Here is a 16678-nt window from a genome sequence, read left to right on the forward strand (position 1 = left end):
ATAAAAATTTTTTATTCGCCCCAATGTTTGAGTTCCTCTTCCGACCAAAGTTCTGGAAAAAAGATCCTGCGTTGGTATTTAGGGTGCATGTATTTTTTCCAATCGCTTCCTCCTGTTGCCTCTCCGTTGCCCAAGCCACTTTGTTCGATGTATTTGATGGCGGTATTCAAATGTTGCATTACCCATGTTACATTTACCGTATGGTCATAATGTTTCATGGCTTGTATCAATTGGGGATTTTGCTGGGCCGATTCGGGCAATTGCTTGAACTTTTGCCAAATGTTAATGTCTTTATAATCAGACATATATTGTAAAAAAAGGGCTTTGTATTTTTTTTCAAATTCTAAAATCAAATACGATTTTTGACCCGTTTGATGGTCTTTGCCAGCTGCTTGCCAATACAAATGTTCAAATGCTGTTTGGTAATTAGTGTCTATTTGAGGGGTGTTTCGATACCTAAAATCTATCAAATTGATTACATCTGTTGATACAAATTCTATCAAACGGTATTGGGCACTCTGAAAACCACTAGCGGGTGTTAAAGTGGTTCTAAATTTCATATATTGTGCTACTTCCATCCCATTTCCCATGATATCAAACGAAGTAGTAAGCATGTCAAAATACCGACTCATTCGGCCCAATTTGTCTGTAAATAGTTCAGTTGCCTCTGTAGGGTTTTTTGAAAAATCATGATGGCAAATTTGATTCATCTCCCATAATATCATTTTAAATAACAATTCGTTAATTTGATGATACATGATAAATACCATTTCGTCTGGCAAAACAGTACGCTGTGTTTGTAAATTGAGCAACGCATCAGTTTGAATGTAATCCCAGTAGGTGATGGGTTTAGCCCACAACAATCCTTCCAAATGGGTTTCGGTATGTTGATTGATGTTTGAAAATTTGTCGTTTAATGCAGCAATAATCTTCGGAATGCTATCTTCCATTAGTTTGTTTTTATTTTAAATGAATTATTTAGTCCTTTGAAACTTTGTAAATCGGCTTTTAACGAACCCACTACTAAACTGGCCTTGATGCGAATCGGTATTTTATTATCATCGTCGGAAATCCAAACGGTTAAACTTTCTTGTTCTTTAAAAACCCGACCTGTTTGAACTAAAGGACGAAATATTTTGGTAGGTACTACTCCAAAATCCGTGTCTAAATCTTCTTTTCCTAAATATTTGAGTTTGAATTTGGTTATTTCATCATCAAAAAACATATCAATAGCAATAGATTCTCCTACTTTCACTTTATCTACCATAGGATGATTTCTTAAATAATAGAACGTCGAAATAATATCTTGAACCTCTTCGGTTACATGAAATGTTTTTTCGGTTTTGTCTTTATAGTTTTTAACAAATACTTTATTGGCATCCTGATTGAAAAAACCCTCCTGGTTTTTGGTATAGCCTCCCTCATTTATTTTTCTAACAAATTGAAAGGGTTTGCCTGTATTTCTGTCAAAATAACTTTCATAATGGTCTTCAACTTTAAAAAACATTTTGGTCATACCTGTTGTATAACCTTTGCCAACGGCATGAAAAACTTTTCTATTGTTTACAACGGCATCTTTTAATTCTAGTGTGGCATATCCTGCATTGACAAAGCCATAATGAATTCTAAATTTAAACCATTCTCCCACTTCAAAGGCATCTTCTCGTTGTACACTATCAAAGCTTAAAAGACTACAGATACACAAAATTGCAACTATTTTTTTCATCTTGAATTGTATTTTTTTTTGAATTGTTACAAATTTCGTTCCAAATGTATGAAAACAAAAAAACCCAGTCAAATAAATGACCGAGTTTTTATGCTATTAACCAACCAAAAAATTATAAATTATGAAAACTTATAAAAAAACAGATAGGAAACCACTCCTAATTGTTTTACGGTGAAAATTTAATATATTTTTGTTAAATATTCAACATTTTATCAATTTTAACATATATTTATCAACTATATGGTTGCTATAACGTTGTATTATGAAAAATTGATAAAAAAAACTCGTTTTTTTTATGCAGAATGTTTTTTTTGGCTGTAATAATTATATTTTATAAATGGACTTACTTTTTTATATAAACTACATTATTTTCTTTTTATTGCTCATGCAACAAATTTTTAAGGCTATTCCTTTATGGTTTTAATTAATATTACAAAATATGACTGTTTGTAACAGACAACAACTCAAATTCAATTAATTAATTTAATTCACAATAATACTGTTGCGGTTAGTCAATTATTAAAACACTTAACTAATGTTTTGAATTGATATTAAAACTTAAAAAACGTATTAAGAGGGTAATCATTGGGCTAAATGAACCCCATATTACATTTTGATTGCCTTGAACCATTTTTTGAGTAAATCAGTCTCTAATCAATGGTGTATCGTTATTTAAAATATTTTAGAATATAAAAGCAATAAGTTGGTTTCATTTTTTGATTGAAATAATAAATGTTAAATGACTAAAAAATAAATTTTTAATTCGAAATAACTTCTAATTATCGCTTCTTACATTTACTTTTATTTCGATTGAAAATAGTCTATCAATAACTGTATTTTTAGTGAATTTTTCAATTAGAACTGATTACAAAAATAGTATATTTGTAAACAATAAACAGATAGAATAAAAAAGTTCTTTGTTTTTTTTAATTATTTCAAATACTTTTGTAATATTGTAAATCTATTATAAACAATTTTAAGCATGGCAATAAATTTACAAAAAGGTCAAAAAATTGACATCGGATTATCAAAAATCACGGTAGGTTTAGGTTGGGATCCCAATGAAGGCACAGGACATGGTTTTGATTTAGATGCTTCGGCAATCATGATTGATGAAAACAGAAAATTATTAGGCGAAGAATATTTTATTTTTTATAACAATTTGAGTTCGCCAGACGGATCTTTAACCCACACTGGGGATGACCCAACAGGCGGAAACAGCGACGGAAGTGACGATGAAGCTATAAAAGTAGATCTTAGTTTGGTAAACGAAAAAGTGCAAGAAATCCTTTTTGTAGTTACTATCGAAGATTTTGAACGCAGAAAACAAAACTTTGGACAAGTTAGAAATTCGTACATCCGAATAGTGGATGAAAACACAAATACAGAAATTGCCAAATACGAATTGGACGAAGACTTTTCTATAGAAACAGGTGTTGAGTTTGGAAGGCTTTATAAAAGAAATGGCCAATGGAAATTTGAAGCTTCGGGTATAGGCTATCGAGCTGATTTGGGTTTCTTTTTAGAGAAATATTATTCAGGACAAATCATCAAATAATTTTGAAAAATACATCATTTCCTAACTTGCCAATACATCAATTCGAACATTTGTCTTTTGATTTATGGCTTACATTAATTCGATCCAATCCTGAATTTAAAGCCAAAAGGAATCAATTATTTCTTGATTTTTTTGAAATCAAGGCCTCTTTTGAAACTGTAAGTAAGCTCATCAGATATTATGATGTGTTATGCAATACTATGAATGAAAAAACGGGTTTAAATATTGATACTTTTGAAATTTATTATTTAATTTTAAACGCTTTACAGGTTGATATTTCAGCCATTTCTATCGAAAAATTAAATTTATTTTATTTGGAAACAGAAGAATTATTTATGCAATATAAACCAGTATTGATATATCCTAAATTGAAACAACAATTTAATGTTTGGTCTAAAGAGCATAAAACAATTAATATTTTGAGCAATACAGGATTTATAAAAGGAAAAACATTGCGTAAATTATTAAATTATTATGAGTTAGATACTTATATTTCTTTTCAAATATATTCTGATGAAGAAAAGTTTTCTAAACCAAATTTTATTATATTTGACAAAGTTTTTTGCCAAGTAAACCAAATCAAATCGCTCCAAAAAAACCAAATTGTACATATTGGCGATAATCCATTAGCCGATTATCAGGGAGCAGCTTCTTTTGGATTTAAAGCAATATTAATTTAATTAAACATAAGTGAATACACGTTTTAGCTTACATAAAATAATAGACAAAGACCAATATCCTTTTGACCCAAAGGCTTACAGCTGGTTTAAATTTGGCGATAAAAAATATGCGCAAGAATTTGCTTATGATTTGTTTCAAGCATTTATTTCAAATTATAAAGAGGTACTTTTAAAACATGACGAAATTGTGATTTTACCTAGCCCTTATTTGTCTATTCCTACGGCTTCTAATTTTTTGTGTTATTATTTTAAAAAAGAACTCAATCAATTTTTATTCCATCACCATAAAAAGGCCTCTTTAGAATCTAAAATCTATCGCAATCAAACGTATGTTACGGATTATGGTAATTTAAACTTTGAGGATAGGGTGCAATTGATTTCGAATGATACTTATTATGTTGACAGTAATTTTATAAAAAATAAACTATGTTTGTTTTTAGATGATATAAAAATAACTGGAAGTCATGAGCATACTGTGAATAAAATTCTAAATCAATATCAAGTTAAAGGCGATTTTATATTTATTTATTTTGCAGAATTAATTAATAAAGAAATACATCCAAAAATTGAAAATTTTTATAACTATTATGCTGTTCAAAACCTACATGATATTATCAACATCATCAACAGGCCAACTTTTCAGTACAATACTAGAATAGTAAAATACATTTTGAATTTGAATCAAGATTCGTTTCAAACTTTAATAAATGCTATTGGAGAAAACCAAAAAAAGGAATTATTTCATTTGGCAATTAGTAATAATTACCATCAAATCACGGATTATAAAACAAATATTCAATCAATTATAATTTAAAAAAAACCAAAAATTATGGCTATTAATTTACAAAAAGGGCAAAGAGAAAATATCAATGCACCACAATTTACAATCGGTTTAGGTTGGGATACCAATCAATCGTCAACAGGATCAGGATTTGATTTAGACGCTTCGGTTTTTGTATTAGGCGAAAACAAAAAAATGTTGTCCGATGATCATTTTGTTTTTTATAACAACTTAAAAACACCAGATGGCGCTGTAGAGCACACCGGAGATAATTTAACAGGTGATGGCGATGGGGATGACGAGCAAATCAAGGTAAATTTATCAAAAATAGCAGCCAATGCTTCTGAAATTTGTATTGTTGTTACTATTCATGATGCCGAAGAACGAAAACAAAATTTTGGACAAGTTCGCAATTCTTTCATCCGAATATTTGATACAGCAAGCAATCAAGAGATTTTAAAATATGAATTGGACGAAGATTTTTCTATAGAAACTGCAGTAGAATTTGGTCGAATTTACAAACGCAATGACGAATGGAAATTTGAAGCAGTAGGAATGGGAATGAAAGGTGGATTACAAGATTATTTAAACAAATACAATTAAATCATGGCTATCAATTTAGAAAAAGGACAAAGAATCAACCTCGAAAAAGGCAATGGAAGCAAATTACAAAATATTTGCGTAGGAATCAACTGGGGTGCTATTGAGAAAAAAGGGTTGTTTGGTACCAAAAAAGAAGCCGTAGATTTAGACGGAAGTTGCACCGTTTATGATGCCAATAAAAATGCAATAGATACCGTTAGTTTTAAAAAATTAATGTCATCTGATCAAGCTATAAAACACAGCGGTGATGATTTAACAGGCGATTTGAATGGAGACGATGGTCTTGATAATGAGATTATTACATTAGATTTAGCCCGTTTAAATCCGAATGCAAATTATGTTGCATTTTATATCAATAGTTTCCGTGGACAAGATTTTAAAGATATTCCTTTTGCATCCATTCGTATTTTTGAAGGAACGCCTTCAAGAGTGCAAGAAGTTTTTGCAAAATATGATGTGGCAAACGATAAAAACTTTGCAGGAAGTGTCTCTATGGTTTTAGGTGTTTTCTACAAAAGAAATAATGAGTGGAAATTTAATGCTATTGGGGAACCAACTAGAGATCGAAATATCGAAGAAACAGTGGTTACAATTCAACAAAATTATTTATAATTAAATGGAAACCAATCAAAACATGCATCCAGACAATGCTTTAGTCATTTCTAAAGAAGGAACAGTAAATTTAGAAGTGATTTCTCCAGCAGACATGACTGTTTATCAACCTATTACTGAAAAATTAGTAGAAAGCGACACCAATTCAATCATCAATTTTGGGGCTGAAATTCAACAAAATATTTCCAAACAAAGTGATCATTTTTTGAATTCCGTTCGAACGTATAATTCCGGAGAAGTGGGCAATCATATCAATGAATTATTAACCGAATTGAATTATATAGACGTTGACGAATTGCAACAATCGGGTTTTAAGAAATTCTTGAAAAATGTTCCTTTTCTGAAAAATTTGGTAACAAATGTTGAAAAAATGTTCCAAAAATATGATAAAGTTACGGCAAATATTGAAAAAATAAGCAATAAGGTGAAGGCAGGAATGATCAATTCTGCAAAAGATAATGCCGCTTTGCAAACTATGTTTGATGCCAATGTAAATCAAATTAAGGAAATCGAAAAATACATCGTTGCGGGTTCGTTGAAATGGAAGCAAGTTAACGAAGATTTGGCAGTTATGGAAGGCAATCCATCGCAATATCAAGACTATCAAATTGCTGATAAAAGAGATTTTTCTATCCGATTAGACAAGCGATTGGCAGACATGAAAATTGTTCGTTTTATTATGATGCAAACCCTGGCACAAATTCGTGTGGTGCAAAATAATAACACCTCAATAGCCGAAAAAGCACAATCTATATTGACCACGACCATGCCCGTTTGGAAAAACCAATTGACATTGGCAGTAGCATTACAACGTCAAAAACAAAATATAGAAGTGCAAAGAAAAGTATCCGAAACAACGAATACAATTCTACAAAAAAATGCGGAAATGCTCAAACAAAATAGCATCGAAGTGGCTCGAGAAAATGAAAATACCATTGTGTCTTTGGAAACCTTAAAAATGACTACACAATCTTTGATTGAAACCTTAACAGAGGTGAAACAAATTCATGAACAAGGTACAGAAACAAGAAGAGCATTGGATACGGGATTACAACAATTAGAAACCGAATTGAAGAAAAATATTATTTCTTAATCTATAAAAAATCATTTTTTTGGAAGAAAATGCCCTCATAAAAGACAGTGAAAAGCGCATCAACAAGTTGAAAGTATTGCATCATTTTTTTGATCATCAACTTGTTGTGGCTATTTCCGTTCGCACAAGGGTTATTCATGATATATTCGCTTCAAATACGGCTTTGGATAGCAACAAATTAGAGCTTTTTCATTTGCAATATACCGATTCGCTTTTGGATGTATTGAAAAAATTAAAGAAAAAAAACGAACAAAAATATTTGATTTTCAATAATGAAATCACGATAAATCAAGAATTGATAGATGAATTTCAAAAAGAAATAGAAAAAGATGTTTTTTATGATAGGGTAAAAACGCACAACTTGATCATGCAGGCATTTATGCAATCGCTTTATCAGGATTTGGCTTATGAAAATACGGTTTCTGTTTTAACCAATTTGAAAGAAAAAAACGATTTATCAGACGAATTGGGATTGGAATTTTATCGTAAAATTTCAGAAGAAAATTATCGAAAATTAGTATCCTATCCTAGAAATGCTTCGTATCAATTTTTAGATTTTGAAATCGAAAAAAAATTAATTGGAAAACTAAATACACAACATTTTATGTTCAAATTAAGTTGTGGTTTTCAATTTAATGGCGTTTTTATTGAAGTTTATGAATTCATTCATAGCAATGACTATTTTGTTTATATAAAAGACAAAAAACAGTATTTTTTCATTAATAAAAAAGATTTTAATGGCTTGGATTTTTCAAGAAACAAGTCCAATAAAAAGGAAATCATAGTGCAACTCAAACAAAAAAATGAACAAATTCAAATAAAAGCCAAACAGCAATTGCATTTGGTGCCCAATGAAGTAGAAAATGTATTAAAAGAGTATTTAGACAAAATTACTTCGGTAGAATTTTTAGATGATTTACAAAATATCGATGAAGAAACAAATATTTTAAAAACAATGTTAAACTTAAACATAAAATAATATGGCGATCAATTTAGAAAAAGGTCAAAGAGAAAAAATTAATGTACCGAGCTTCAAAGTAGGCTTGGGATGGGATAGCAATCAAAGTGCCACAGGGGATGCATTCGATATTGATGCCTCGGTTTTCATTTTAGGAGCAAATGGAAAATTAGTAAGTGATAATCATTTTGTATTTTTCAATAATTTAGCGTCACCAGATGGAGCTGTGGTGCATAGTGGTGATAATTTAACAGGTGCTGGCGATGGAGATGATGAAGTAATTTCAATAGATTTATCCAAAATAACAAACGATGTAACCGAAATTACATTTGTTGTAACCATTCACAAAGCCGCTGAAAAAAGACAAAATTTTGGTCAAATTAGAAATTCATTTATCCGAGTTGTGAACCAACAAAATAATGAAGAAATCGTTAAATACGAATTAGATGAAGATTTTTCTATAGAAACCGCAGTCGAATTTGGACGAATTTATAAACGCAATGACGAATGGCGTTTTGAAGCCGTTGGAAATGGACTAAAAGGCGGATTACAAGATTTTTTAAACAAATATAACTAACCAAAATCAATCAAAAATGGCAATTAATTTATCAAAAGGTCAAAAAATTGACTTAAGAAAAACCACAGGCGAAACATTAACAAACTTTTGTGTAGGTGTAAACTGGGGTGGTATTGAAAAGAAAACATTATTCGGTTTATCCAAAACAACTCAAGATGTAGATTTGGATTTAAGCTGTGTATTAATTGACGATCAAAACAATATTTGCGATCATTTATATTCTCCCCTATATCGTGTGGAAGTATTGCAAGAATTTGGTCTTCCTAAAGGAAAATTATTAACTTCGGATAGCGCTTTGAAACATACAGGTGATGATTTACAAGGGGATAAAGGCGGTGATGATGGTCTTGACAACGAAATTATTACAGTAGATTTAACAAAAATTAATAGCAATGTAAGCCAAATTTTCTTCTTCTTGAACAATGCAGGTGCTGAAGATTTTGCTCAAATTCCGTATGCAAAAATCAGAATGTATGAAGGAACGCCAACGCGTGTAAATTCCGTTTTTGCAGATTATAATGTTTCTGCTGAAGCACAATATGCGGGTAAACGCTCATTAATTATGGGTAAATTATACAAAAGAAATGGCGAATGGAAATTTAGTGCCATTGGAGATCCAACAGAAGATTCTTTCTTAGGACAAACAATTCATCGAATTGTAAAATCATATCTATAATTTATGCTAATCAAAAACATCGAAGGATTACGAGTTGCAGAAATTAAAGATTTAGTAAATAGAGGGGGGAAATTTGTTATTTTCCCCTATACCATTTCTTTTGTTGTTATGACTCTTCAACGCAATTCCGATATCTATTTTATTCGTCCTGAAGAAAAATCAATAAAATATTCTTTATCTTATGTTTTATTGAATTTTTTTATTGGTTGGTGGGGCATTCCTTGGGGTCCCATTTACACAATTGGGGCTATTTACAGACATTTACAAGGTGGTAAAGATGTAACCGCTATTGTTTTGGCAGACTTGATTCAAAATGATCCTGAAGCAGATACCTCAACTTATGCTATCAATACCATGAATTCTTCAGATTCTAATGCTAACAATGGGTATAATATTCCCCGTTAATTTCAATTTATTATGAGAAGATTACCAGTTTATTTGCTTTTAGACACTTCGGGTTCCATGAATGGCGAACCTATTGAAGCCGTGAAAAATGGCGTTCAAGTGATGATTTCTTCTTTAAGACAAAATCCACAAGCTATTGAAACCGCTTTTTTGAGTGTTATTACCTTTGATAGTGTGGCACAACAACTTATTCCGCTTACCGATTTGGCTTCTTTTCAAATGGTAGATTTGAAAGCAACTGGAGTTACCGCTCTTGGTGAAGCTCTAAAATTAGTAGCTCACAAAATAGATACCGAAGTAGCTAAAACTACTATGGATCACAAAGGCGACTGGAAACCATTAGTTTTTATAATGACCGATGGAATTCCAACAGACGATTGGCAAGCCGGATTAATTGAATTTAAAAACAGAAAAACCGCATTTACCGTAGCTTGTGCCGCTGGAAGTGGTGCAGATACAAAAGTACTCAAACAAATTACAGATAATGTAGTGAGTTTGGACAATGCAGATGGTGCGAGTATTAGTAAATTTTTTCAATGGGTAACCGCTTCTATCGGCGTTAGTTCTACAAAAGTGGAAGACAATGGTAAAGATATCCAAGGGTTTAAAGAATTGCCACCGCCACCGCCTGAATTAAATATTGTAGTTTAAAATGTCAAAATTCGGATTTTCATTTTCGCTTTCTAGATTATTAGGCATTACAGGTGTAAAGCAACGTTTTGCTAGAAAAACAGGCATACCAACATCAAAAACTGGTATAGAACGAAAAATTGGAAGTTTGATAATTCGTTCCTTATTTAAAAAATAATTTTATGAGAAGATTACCCGTTTATTTTTTATTAGACACTTCGGGTTCTATGTATGGCGAACCTATTCAGGCTTTGAATAATGCCCTTGCTGGAATGGTCAATAATTTACGTCAAGACCCATTAGCGCTGGATTCTCTTTGGATCAGTATTATTACTTTTGATCGAGATGTAAACGAAATTTGCCCGTTGACCGAATTGGCTTTGTTTCAATTGCCAGAAATTTCTTGTCCGCAAAGTGGGCCCACGCATACTGGAAAGGCTTTAGAATTATTGTATAGCAAAGTTCAAACCGATATAATGAAAAGTACTGAAACCCAAAAAGGCGATTGGAAACCCTTACTTTTTCTTTTTACAGACGGAAAACCTTCTGATATTCAATTATATAACGAAATAGCGCCTAAGTTTAAAAATCTAAATTTTGGAGCCATTGTAGCTTGTGCCGCAGGAAATTTAGCCGATGATTCCAAATTAAAACTATTGACCGATGATGTGGTACATTTAGACAATGCGGATAGTGCTACATTAAAGCAATTTTTCAGATGGGTTTCTGAAACTATTGAACAAGGAAATAAAAGTCAAGGAACTGGTGAAAGTGTAGCACTTCCTCCTCCTCCAAGCGAAATAACTTTAGTAATATGAGAACAATTTTGCATTTCTTTATTATTATAGTCATTGTAGGGCTGTTTTTATACAATAAATTATTGCCTTATAAAGAAAAACTCAATCCACAATATAAAAAAGTGTTTTCCTTTTTTGACGCTATTTTTTCTCCTGTTTTTGAAATATTGAAGTCAATTTTTAAACCTGTTCAAGTAGGATACGGATTATTTGTGGACATGACCCAAGTGATTGTTTTACTGATTTTATTGTTTTTATTACATTTATTTTAAAATATGAGAAGATTACCTATATATTTCTTGATAGACGTTTCCGAATCGATGGTTGGGGAACAAATTCAATTTGTTGAAGAAGGAATGGCAACAATAATCAAAGCCATTAAGCAAGATCCACACGCTATTGAAACCGTTTGGGTCTCCATTATTATTTTTGCGGGTCAAGCCAAAACCCTTGTGCCTTTGCAAGAAATCGTGAGTTTCTATCCGCCAAAATTTCCTATTGGTGGAGGCACTTCTTTCGGAAAAGGTCTGGGGCATTTGATGTATGAACTTAGAAAAAACACGGTTAAAACTACTTTTGAACAAAAAGGCGATTGGAAACCAATTGTATTTTTGTTTACAGATGGTGTGCCCACAGATGATGCCAAACCTGCAATAAACGAATGGAAACAAAATTGGGCAAGAACAGCAAATCTTGTAACCATTTCTTTTGGTGACGATACCGATACATCGCTGTTGAGTGAACTGACTGAAAATGTTTTACAATTTAAAAATACAACGGAAGAAGATTATAAAAAATTCTTCAAATGGATTACCGATTCTATCAAAACAAGCAGCGTTAGTGTCGAAAAAAGCAGCTCCGGATTTGAATTAGCCGAAATTGATCATGACACGATAACAAAAATTGATTTGACTAAGCAACCTCCAAAAAAAGCGAATGTGGACAGTAATTTTGTAGTGCTTTCAGCAAAATGTCAAAATTCTAAACGTCCGTATTTAATGAAATATAAAAAATTCGTTCAACCCTCTATTTATGCGGGTATGGAAACGCGTTCCTATCGATTAGTAGGTGGTTTTCAGATCGATAACTCCTATTTTGATTTGTCCGATGATGAGCAAATGAACACACAAATCAATAGTGATGAGCTAGTTGGTGCTCCTGCCTGCCCTTGCTGTGGCAATCAATATGGTTTTGCTATGTGCCAATGTGGAAAAATTCATTGCATTGGTGACGAAGAACTAAACACCTGCCCATGGTGTGGCAATCAAGGAAATTATGGCTTTGGAGATGGCAGTTTTGATGTAAACAGAACATTAGGATAATCAAAAAAAATGACAAAATCATATATAGAAAAATTATTATTTGCTCACAATAAGACAATAACTCCAAAAAAATAATCTTATTTTTGAAGCATTTATTAACGATTCTGAAATAATAAATGCAGTTGCAACTATATTAAATCAACAAAAACAAATTATGGCAAATTGGCAAATTCGTGAAAGTATTCATGACATCATTTCGGCTTCCATTCCAATTCCTAATGGCACCGTTGGAAAAGTGTATGACTATGCTTTTGCTAATGAAAATGCACTTTGGAACAACATCCTCCATTTTGAAATGGAAGGTCTTGAAAAGGTCGGTTTGCAATTTGACCCTATTGAAAAAAGAATTTTTGGAACCCCAAATAACAATGGTGATTTTAAAATAACTTTAAAATTCAGAGTTAATGGCGAACTAGAAAACAGCATTTTAAACGAAAAAACAATCAATTTAATCATCAATGCCGATCCAAAATTGCTTTGGCAAAATAAAGCGAGTGATCATACAGATCCATTTTGGAAAGAAGATAATGTAACTTCTTTTGAAAAAATTGGTGATAAAAATATTGTAGTAGCTTCAAAAAGAGGACGTTCTCATGCCAATGTAGGTTCGTTTCGAGACGATGATTTTGCCTTTCATCATTTTGAAAAAAACAATTGGAGTGTTGTTGCCGTTTCTGATGGTGCTGGAAGTGCAAAATACTCCAGAAAAGGCTCAGAAATTGCTTGTAATGAAGTCATTAATTTTTTTGAAATCCATTTTACAGAAGCTCCATTAAACGATTTTGATTTGCTTTTAAAAGAATATGCCAAAGAAAATAATTTGGCTAAAGAACTAATAAATACAGAAGCAATTCCTCAAGAACAGCCGATACAAGAGCAAGAAACTGCGTCGAATAAAACATCCAATCAAATAGCGATAAGCAAATTTATTTACCATTATTTAGGCGGTTGTGCCAAACACGTTTTTAATAAATTAGATGATTTTGCTAATAAAAACGGTTTTGAAATCAAAGATTTGCACAGTACATTAATTTTTACCTTGTTCAAAAAATACGATTTTGGGTATGTTTTACTTTCTTTTGGTGTGGGCGATTGTCCTATTGCTGTCATCAACAAAGATTTTTCTGATTTTAAACTCATGAATTGGTTAGATGTGGGAGATTATGGCGGAGGCACCCGATTTATTACCATGCCTGAAATTTTTACAAATGATAAATTTTCAAGTCGATTTGGTTTTAAAATTTTTGATGATTTTTCATATTTAATGCTCATGACAGATGGTATTTATGATGCCAAATTTGTGGTGGAAGCCAATTTGGAGAAATTAGATAAATGGAAAGAATTTATTGCCGATTTGAACGGAAAAAATGAAGAACAAGCAAAAGTAATTTTTGATGCAACCCATCCTGATTTAGCCCATCAACTATCAAATTGGATGGATTTTTGGAGTCCAGGAAATCATGATGACCGAACTTTAGCCGTGATATTTTAATTTAAAAACAATTCAAATGTCGATAATAACAGTAAAATCAATATTAAATGACGCAACTTATCAATATATTGATACGGGTGACCCCAAAAGTGGCACTGCTAAAAATGTCTATTTTAGTCCCGATAGAAAATATGTTGTAGCCATTTTCAAAGAAAAACAAGATTTTAACCAAATTGACCGTCTCAAACGTATTGCAAGTGTTCAACTCGAACGCATAAAAAAAATGGATGGAGGCGATTATTATTTGGAAGAATTGTTCCGATGGCCCACGGATGTTATTGAATCTAATGGAAAAACAGGGATAATTGTTCCGATTTATAAACCCAATTATTTCTTTAAAATAGGGTATGCCAATCAAGATTTAATCAAAGGAGAAGAGAAAAACGGCAAGTGGTTTGCTGGTGCTAAATTTAGAAACAAACTATTCCCATTGAGTTTAGATGCTTCAGAACTAGGCAATTGGCTCAATTATTTTCAAATTTGTATCAATATTTGCAGAGGTGTAAAAAAATTGCACCAAATGGGATTGGCACATTCCGATTTATCGTATAATAATGTTTTGATAGATCCCATTACAAAATCCGCAGTGATTATTGATTTAGATGGCATGGTGGTACCTGGAATTTATCCCGCAGAAGTATTAGGTACGGCTGATTTTATAGCTCCAGAAGTATTGGCTACCAAACATTTGGACCTCAACGATCCGAATAGAAAGTTGCCAAATATCAGAACCGATTTGCATGCCTTACCCGTTTTGATTTATATGTTATTATTACACAGACATCCATTAAAAGGTGGAAAAGTGCATGATTTGGACACCGAAAAAGATGATTTACTTTCAATGGGAGAAAAAGCGTTGTTTATAGAACATCCATCAGACAAAAGCAATCGCCCGAAAGTGAATCAAGTTTCCAAATGGGATTTATATTGGTCGGATATTGATAAATTGCCATACACCATCACTGGACCCTATTTGAAACCGCTTTTTGACCGAGCCTTTATCGATGGTTTGCATCAACCTATGGCAAGGCCAACTGCCGAAGAATGGGAAACCGCTTTGTTGAAAACTTCCGATTTGGTACAAACTTGTAGCAATACCGCTTGCGAACAAAAATGGTATGTGTTTGATAATACCAACACGCCTAGATGTCCGTTTTGTGGTACCAAACACCAAGGTTCATTGCCTATTTTGGATTTTTATTCACAATTCAATGAAGGCGTTTGGAAACCAGAAAATCATCGGTTGATGGTGTATCACAACCAATATTTGTTTCAATGGCATGTGAATAAAAACATCATTCGCAGTGAAAAATTGTCCAATGAACAAAAAATTCCTGTTGGATATTTTACTTTTATTGATAACAAATGGGTATTTGTGAACCAAAAATTAACTTCTTTGGTAGATAAAACAGAAAACAAAGAAATCCCTATTGGAACCATGCTCGAACTCACGGATGGAAAACAAATTCTATTGTCCAAAGAGCCCGGCGGAAGAGTGATGCTGGTAACCTTGGCTAATAAATAAAAAAAATATTATTTTTAAACACGATTTATAATTCAAAATTTTTTAAACTCAAATAAATTAAAAATGAACAATCACCCTATTTTTTCGGAGCATCCATGGCTCATTGTTACTTTTGCAGTAGCTGTTTTTGTCATGTTATTATTAGATCTTGGTATCTTTAACAAAAAAAGTCATGAAGTGTCGAACAAAGAAGCCATAACCTGGTCATTAGTTTGGATTTCTCTAGCAATGGCTTTCAGTGGTTTGGTATATTATTATGCTGGAGCTGCGAAATTTTATGAATTTCAATCGGCATATTGGATAGAAAAAGCCCTATCTGTGGACAATTTATTTGTGTTTATTCTTGTTTTCAAATTTTTTGATGTTGCGAATACGAACAAGCACAAAGTATTATTTTGGGGAATCATTGGTGCATTGGTATTGCGAGCCCTATTTATATTCTCAGGAGCCTTTTTGATTGAATTGACCTATTTGAACAAATTGTTAGGCCTTGCAGGAATAGAAGGTTTCAAATATGACATCAATATAATCATGACTTTGTTTGGATTGTTTTTGGTATATGCAGGAATCAAATCATGGTCATCAGGAGATGAAGATGAAGACGAAGATTACAACGATACACGAGGAGCAAAATTGATTCGAAAATTTTTCAATGTGAGTGATAAATACGATGGCGATAAATTTTTCACTTATGAAAATGGCGTAAAATTCGCAACACCATTATTAGTAGTTGTGGCAGTAATTGAGTTTACCGATTTGTTGTTTGCAGTAGATTCTATACCAGCCATTTTTGCCATTTCAAATGATCCATTTATTCTATATACCTCAAATATTTTTGCCATTTTAGGACTTAGAGCATTGTTTTTCTTATTAGACAATTTCATCCATTTGTTCAACAAATTGCCTTATGGATTGGCAGTAATTCTATCCTTCATTGGAGTAAAAATGATCATTGCTCCGTTTTATCATATCGAATCGTTGCATTCCTTGCTAGTTATCGGAGGTGTTTTGGTTATTTCTGTGATTTTGTCACTCCTATTTCCAGACAAGCAAGAAGAATAATCAATTAAAATACCAAACACTCATATAAAATAGCCCAATCTGCTAGCTCTTTTTCTCCAAATATTTCACAAAAAAATAATTACGTAGCCCAGCTATGAAATGATTTTTTTATAAAATCTTGAAAAAAAATAGCATTGCATTTTTAGACTATTTTATATAAGTGTTTGGTATAAAAAGTCAA

The 16678-nt window shown here is 32.1% G+C and carries 20 protein-coding genes; 18 read left to right on the forward strand and 2 right to left on the reverse strand.

Features of this window, described 5'->3' with window-relative positions; translation table 11 throughout:
- Nucleotides 1-11: 11 nt before the first annotated feature.
- Both FBFL15_RS00255 and FBFL15_RS00260 read right to left on the reverse strand, forming a co-directional pair.
- Nucleotides 12-950 carry a tryptophan 2,3-dioxygenase family protein gene (locus FBFL15_RS00255; RefSeq protein WP_014082685.1) on the reverse strand — a complete coding sequence of 313 codons (939 nt, stop codon included), beginning with the start codon at nucleotides 948-950 and terminating at the stop codon, nucleotides 12-14.
- Nucleotides 950-1726: a DUF3108 domain-containing protein gene (locus FBFL15_RS00260; protein WP_014082686.1), complete on the reverse strand. Its 777-nt coding sequence runs from the start codon at nucleotides 1724-1726 to the stop codon at nucleotides 950-952. Before FBFL15_RS00260 ends, FBFL15_RS00255 begins: the two co-directional genes overlap by 1 nt.
- 982 nt (nucleotides 1727-2708) lie before the next feature.
- Between FBFL15_RS00260 and FBFL15_RS00265 the strand changes: the two genes are divergently transcribed.
- From FBFL15_RS00265 to FBFL15_RS00345, 18 genes are all read left to right on the forward strand, one after another.
- Nucleotides 2709-3284 (forward strand): TerD family protein, encoded by a 576-nt coding sequence (locus FBFL15_RS00265; protein WP_014082687.1) that lies wholly within the window; start codon nucleotides 2709-2711, stop codon nucleotides 3282-3284.
- Between the two features lie 2 nt (nucleotides 3285-3286).
- Nucleotides 3287-3964 (forward strand): HAD family hydrolase, encoded by a 678-nt coding sequence (locus FBFL15_RS00270; protein WP_014082688.1) that lies wholly within the window; start codon nucleotides 3287-3289, stop codon nucleotides 3962-3964.
- A gap of 10 nt (nucleotides 3965-3974) precedes the next feature.
- A complete protein-coding gene (locus FBFL15_RS00275) occupies nucleotides 3975-4778 on the forward strand; it encodes a phosphoribosyltransferase family protein (RefSeq protein WP_014082689.1) in 804 nt (267 codons plus the stop codon).
- Nucleotides 4779-4793: 15 nt separating this feature from the next.
- Nucleotides 4794-5348 carry a TerD family protein gene (locus tag FBFL15_RS00280; RefSeq protein ID WP_014082690.1) on the forward strand — a complete coding sequence of 185 codons (555 nt, stop codon included), beginning with the start codon at nucleotides 4794-4796 and terminating at the stop codon, nucleotides 5346-5348.
- 3 nt (nucleotides 5349-5351) lie between these two features.
- Nucleotides 5352-5960 (forward strand): TerD family protein, encoded by a 609-nt coding sequence (locus FBFL15_RS00285; RefSeq protein ID WP_014082691.1) that lies wholly within the window; start codon nucleotides 5352-5354, stop codon nucleotides 5958-5960.
- Nucleotides 5961-5964: 4 nt separating this feature from the next.
- On the forward strand, nucleotides 5965-7053 hold the full coding sequence (locus FBFL15_RS00290; protein ID WP_014082692.1) for a toxic anion resistance protein: 1089 nt from the start codon (nucleotides 5965-5967) through the stop codon (nucleotides 7051-7053).
- A gap of 19 nt (nucleotides 7054-7072) precedes the next feature.
- Entirely contained in the window at nucleotides 7073-8032 is a 960-nt protein-coding gene (locus FBFL15_RS00295) for a hypothetical protein (RefSeq protein ID WP_014082693.1), read from the forward strand.
- A gap of 1 nt (nucleotide 8033) precedes the next feature.
- Nucleotides 8034-8588 (forward strand): TerD family protein, encoded by a 555-nt coding sequence (locus FBFL15_RS00300; RefSeq protein WP_014082694.1) that lies wholly within the window; start codon nucleotides 8034-8036, stop codon nucleotides 8586-8588.
- Between the two features lie 16 nt (nucleotides 8589-8604).
- Nucleotides 8605-9264 (forward strand): TerD family protein, encoded by a 660-nt coding sequence (locus FBFL15_RS00305; RefSeq protein ID WP_014082695.1) that lies wholly within the window; start codon nucleotides 8605-8607, stop codon nucleotides 9262-9264.
- A 3-nt stretch (nucleotides 9265-9267) separates the two neighbouring features.
- The gene (locus FBFL15_RS00310; RefSeq protein WP_014082696.1) at nucleotides 9268-9669 is read left to right on the forward strand and encodes a hypothetical protein; all 402 of its coding nucleotides are present in this window, start codon (nucleotides 9268-9270) and stop codon (nucleotides 9667-9669) included.
- Between the two features lie 12 nt (nucleotides 9670-9681).
- Nucleotides 9682-10320: a vWA domain-containing protein gene (locus FBFL15_RS00315; protein WP_014082697.1), complete on the forward strand. Its 639-nt coding sequence runs from the start codon at nucleotides 9682-9684 to the stop codon at nucleotides 10318-10320.
- Between the two features lies 1 nt (nucleotide 10321).
- Entirely contained in the window at nucleotides 10322-10477 is a 156-nt protein-coding gene (locus FBFL15_RS16600) for a hypothetical protein (RefSeq protein ID WP_014082698.1), read from the forward strand.
- Between the two features lie 4 nt (nucleotides 10478-10481).
- A complete protein-coding gene (locus FBFL15_RS00320; RefSeq protein ID WP_014082699.1) occupies nucleotides 10482-11117 on the forward strand; it encodes a vWA domain-containing protein in 636 nt (211 codons plus the stop codon).
- Entirely contained in the window at nucleotides 11114-11368 is a 255-nt protein-coding gene (locus tag FBFL15_RS00325) for a YggT family protein (RefSeq protein ID WP_014082700.1), read from the forward strand. The genes FBFL15_RS00320 and FBFL15_RS00325 overlap by 4 nt, the downstream gene beginning before the upstream one ends.
- 3 nt (nucleotides 11369-11371) lie before the next feature.
- Complete coding sequence (locus FBFL15_RS00330) at nucleotides 11372-12418, forward strand: TerY-C metal binding domain-containing protein (protein ID WP_014082701.1); 1047 nt, start codon at nucleotides 11372-11374, stop codon at nucleotides 12416-12418.
- Nucleotides 12419-12572: 154 nt separating this feature from the next.
- A complete protein-coding gene (locus FBFL15_RS00335) occupies nucleotides 12573-13910 on the forward strand; it encodes a PP2C family serine/threonine-protein phosphatase (protein WP_014082702.1) in 1338 nt (445 codons plus the stop codon).
- 16 nt (nucleotides 13911-13926) lie between these two features.
- Nucleotides 13927-15435: a helix-hairpin-helix domain-containing protein gene (locus FBFL15_RS00340; protein WP_014082703.1), complete on the forward strand. Its 1509-nt coding sequence runs from the start codon at nucleotides 13927-13929 to the stop codon at nucleotides 15433-15435.
- 63 nt (nucleotides 15436-15498) lie between these two features.
- The gene (locus tag FBFL15_RS00345; protein WP_014082704.1) at nucleotides 15499-16497 is read left to right on the forward strand and encodes a TerC/Alx family metal homeostasis membrane protein; all 999 of its coding nucleotides are present in this window, start codon (nucleotides 15499-15501) and stop codon (nucleotides 16495-16497) included.
- The last annotated feature ends 181 nt before the right edge of the window (nucleotides 16498-16678 follow it).

The sequence above is a fragment of the Flavobacterium branchiophilum FL-15 genome (assembly GCF_000253275.1).
GTDB lineage: Bacteria > Bacteroidota > Bacteroidia > Flavobacteriales > Flavobacteriaceae > Flavobacterium > Flavobacterium branchiophilum.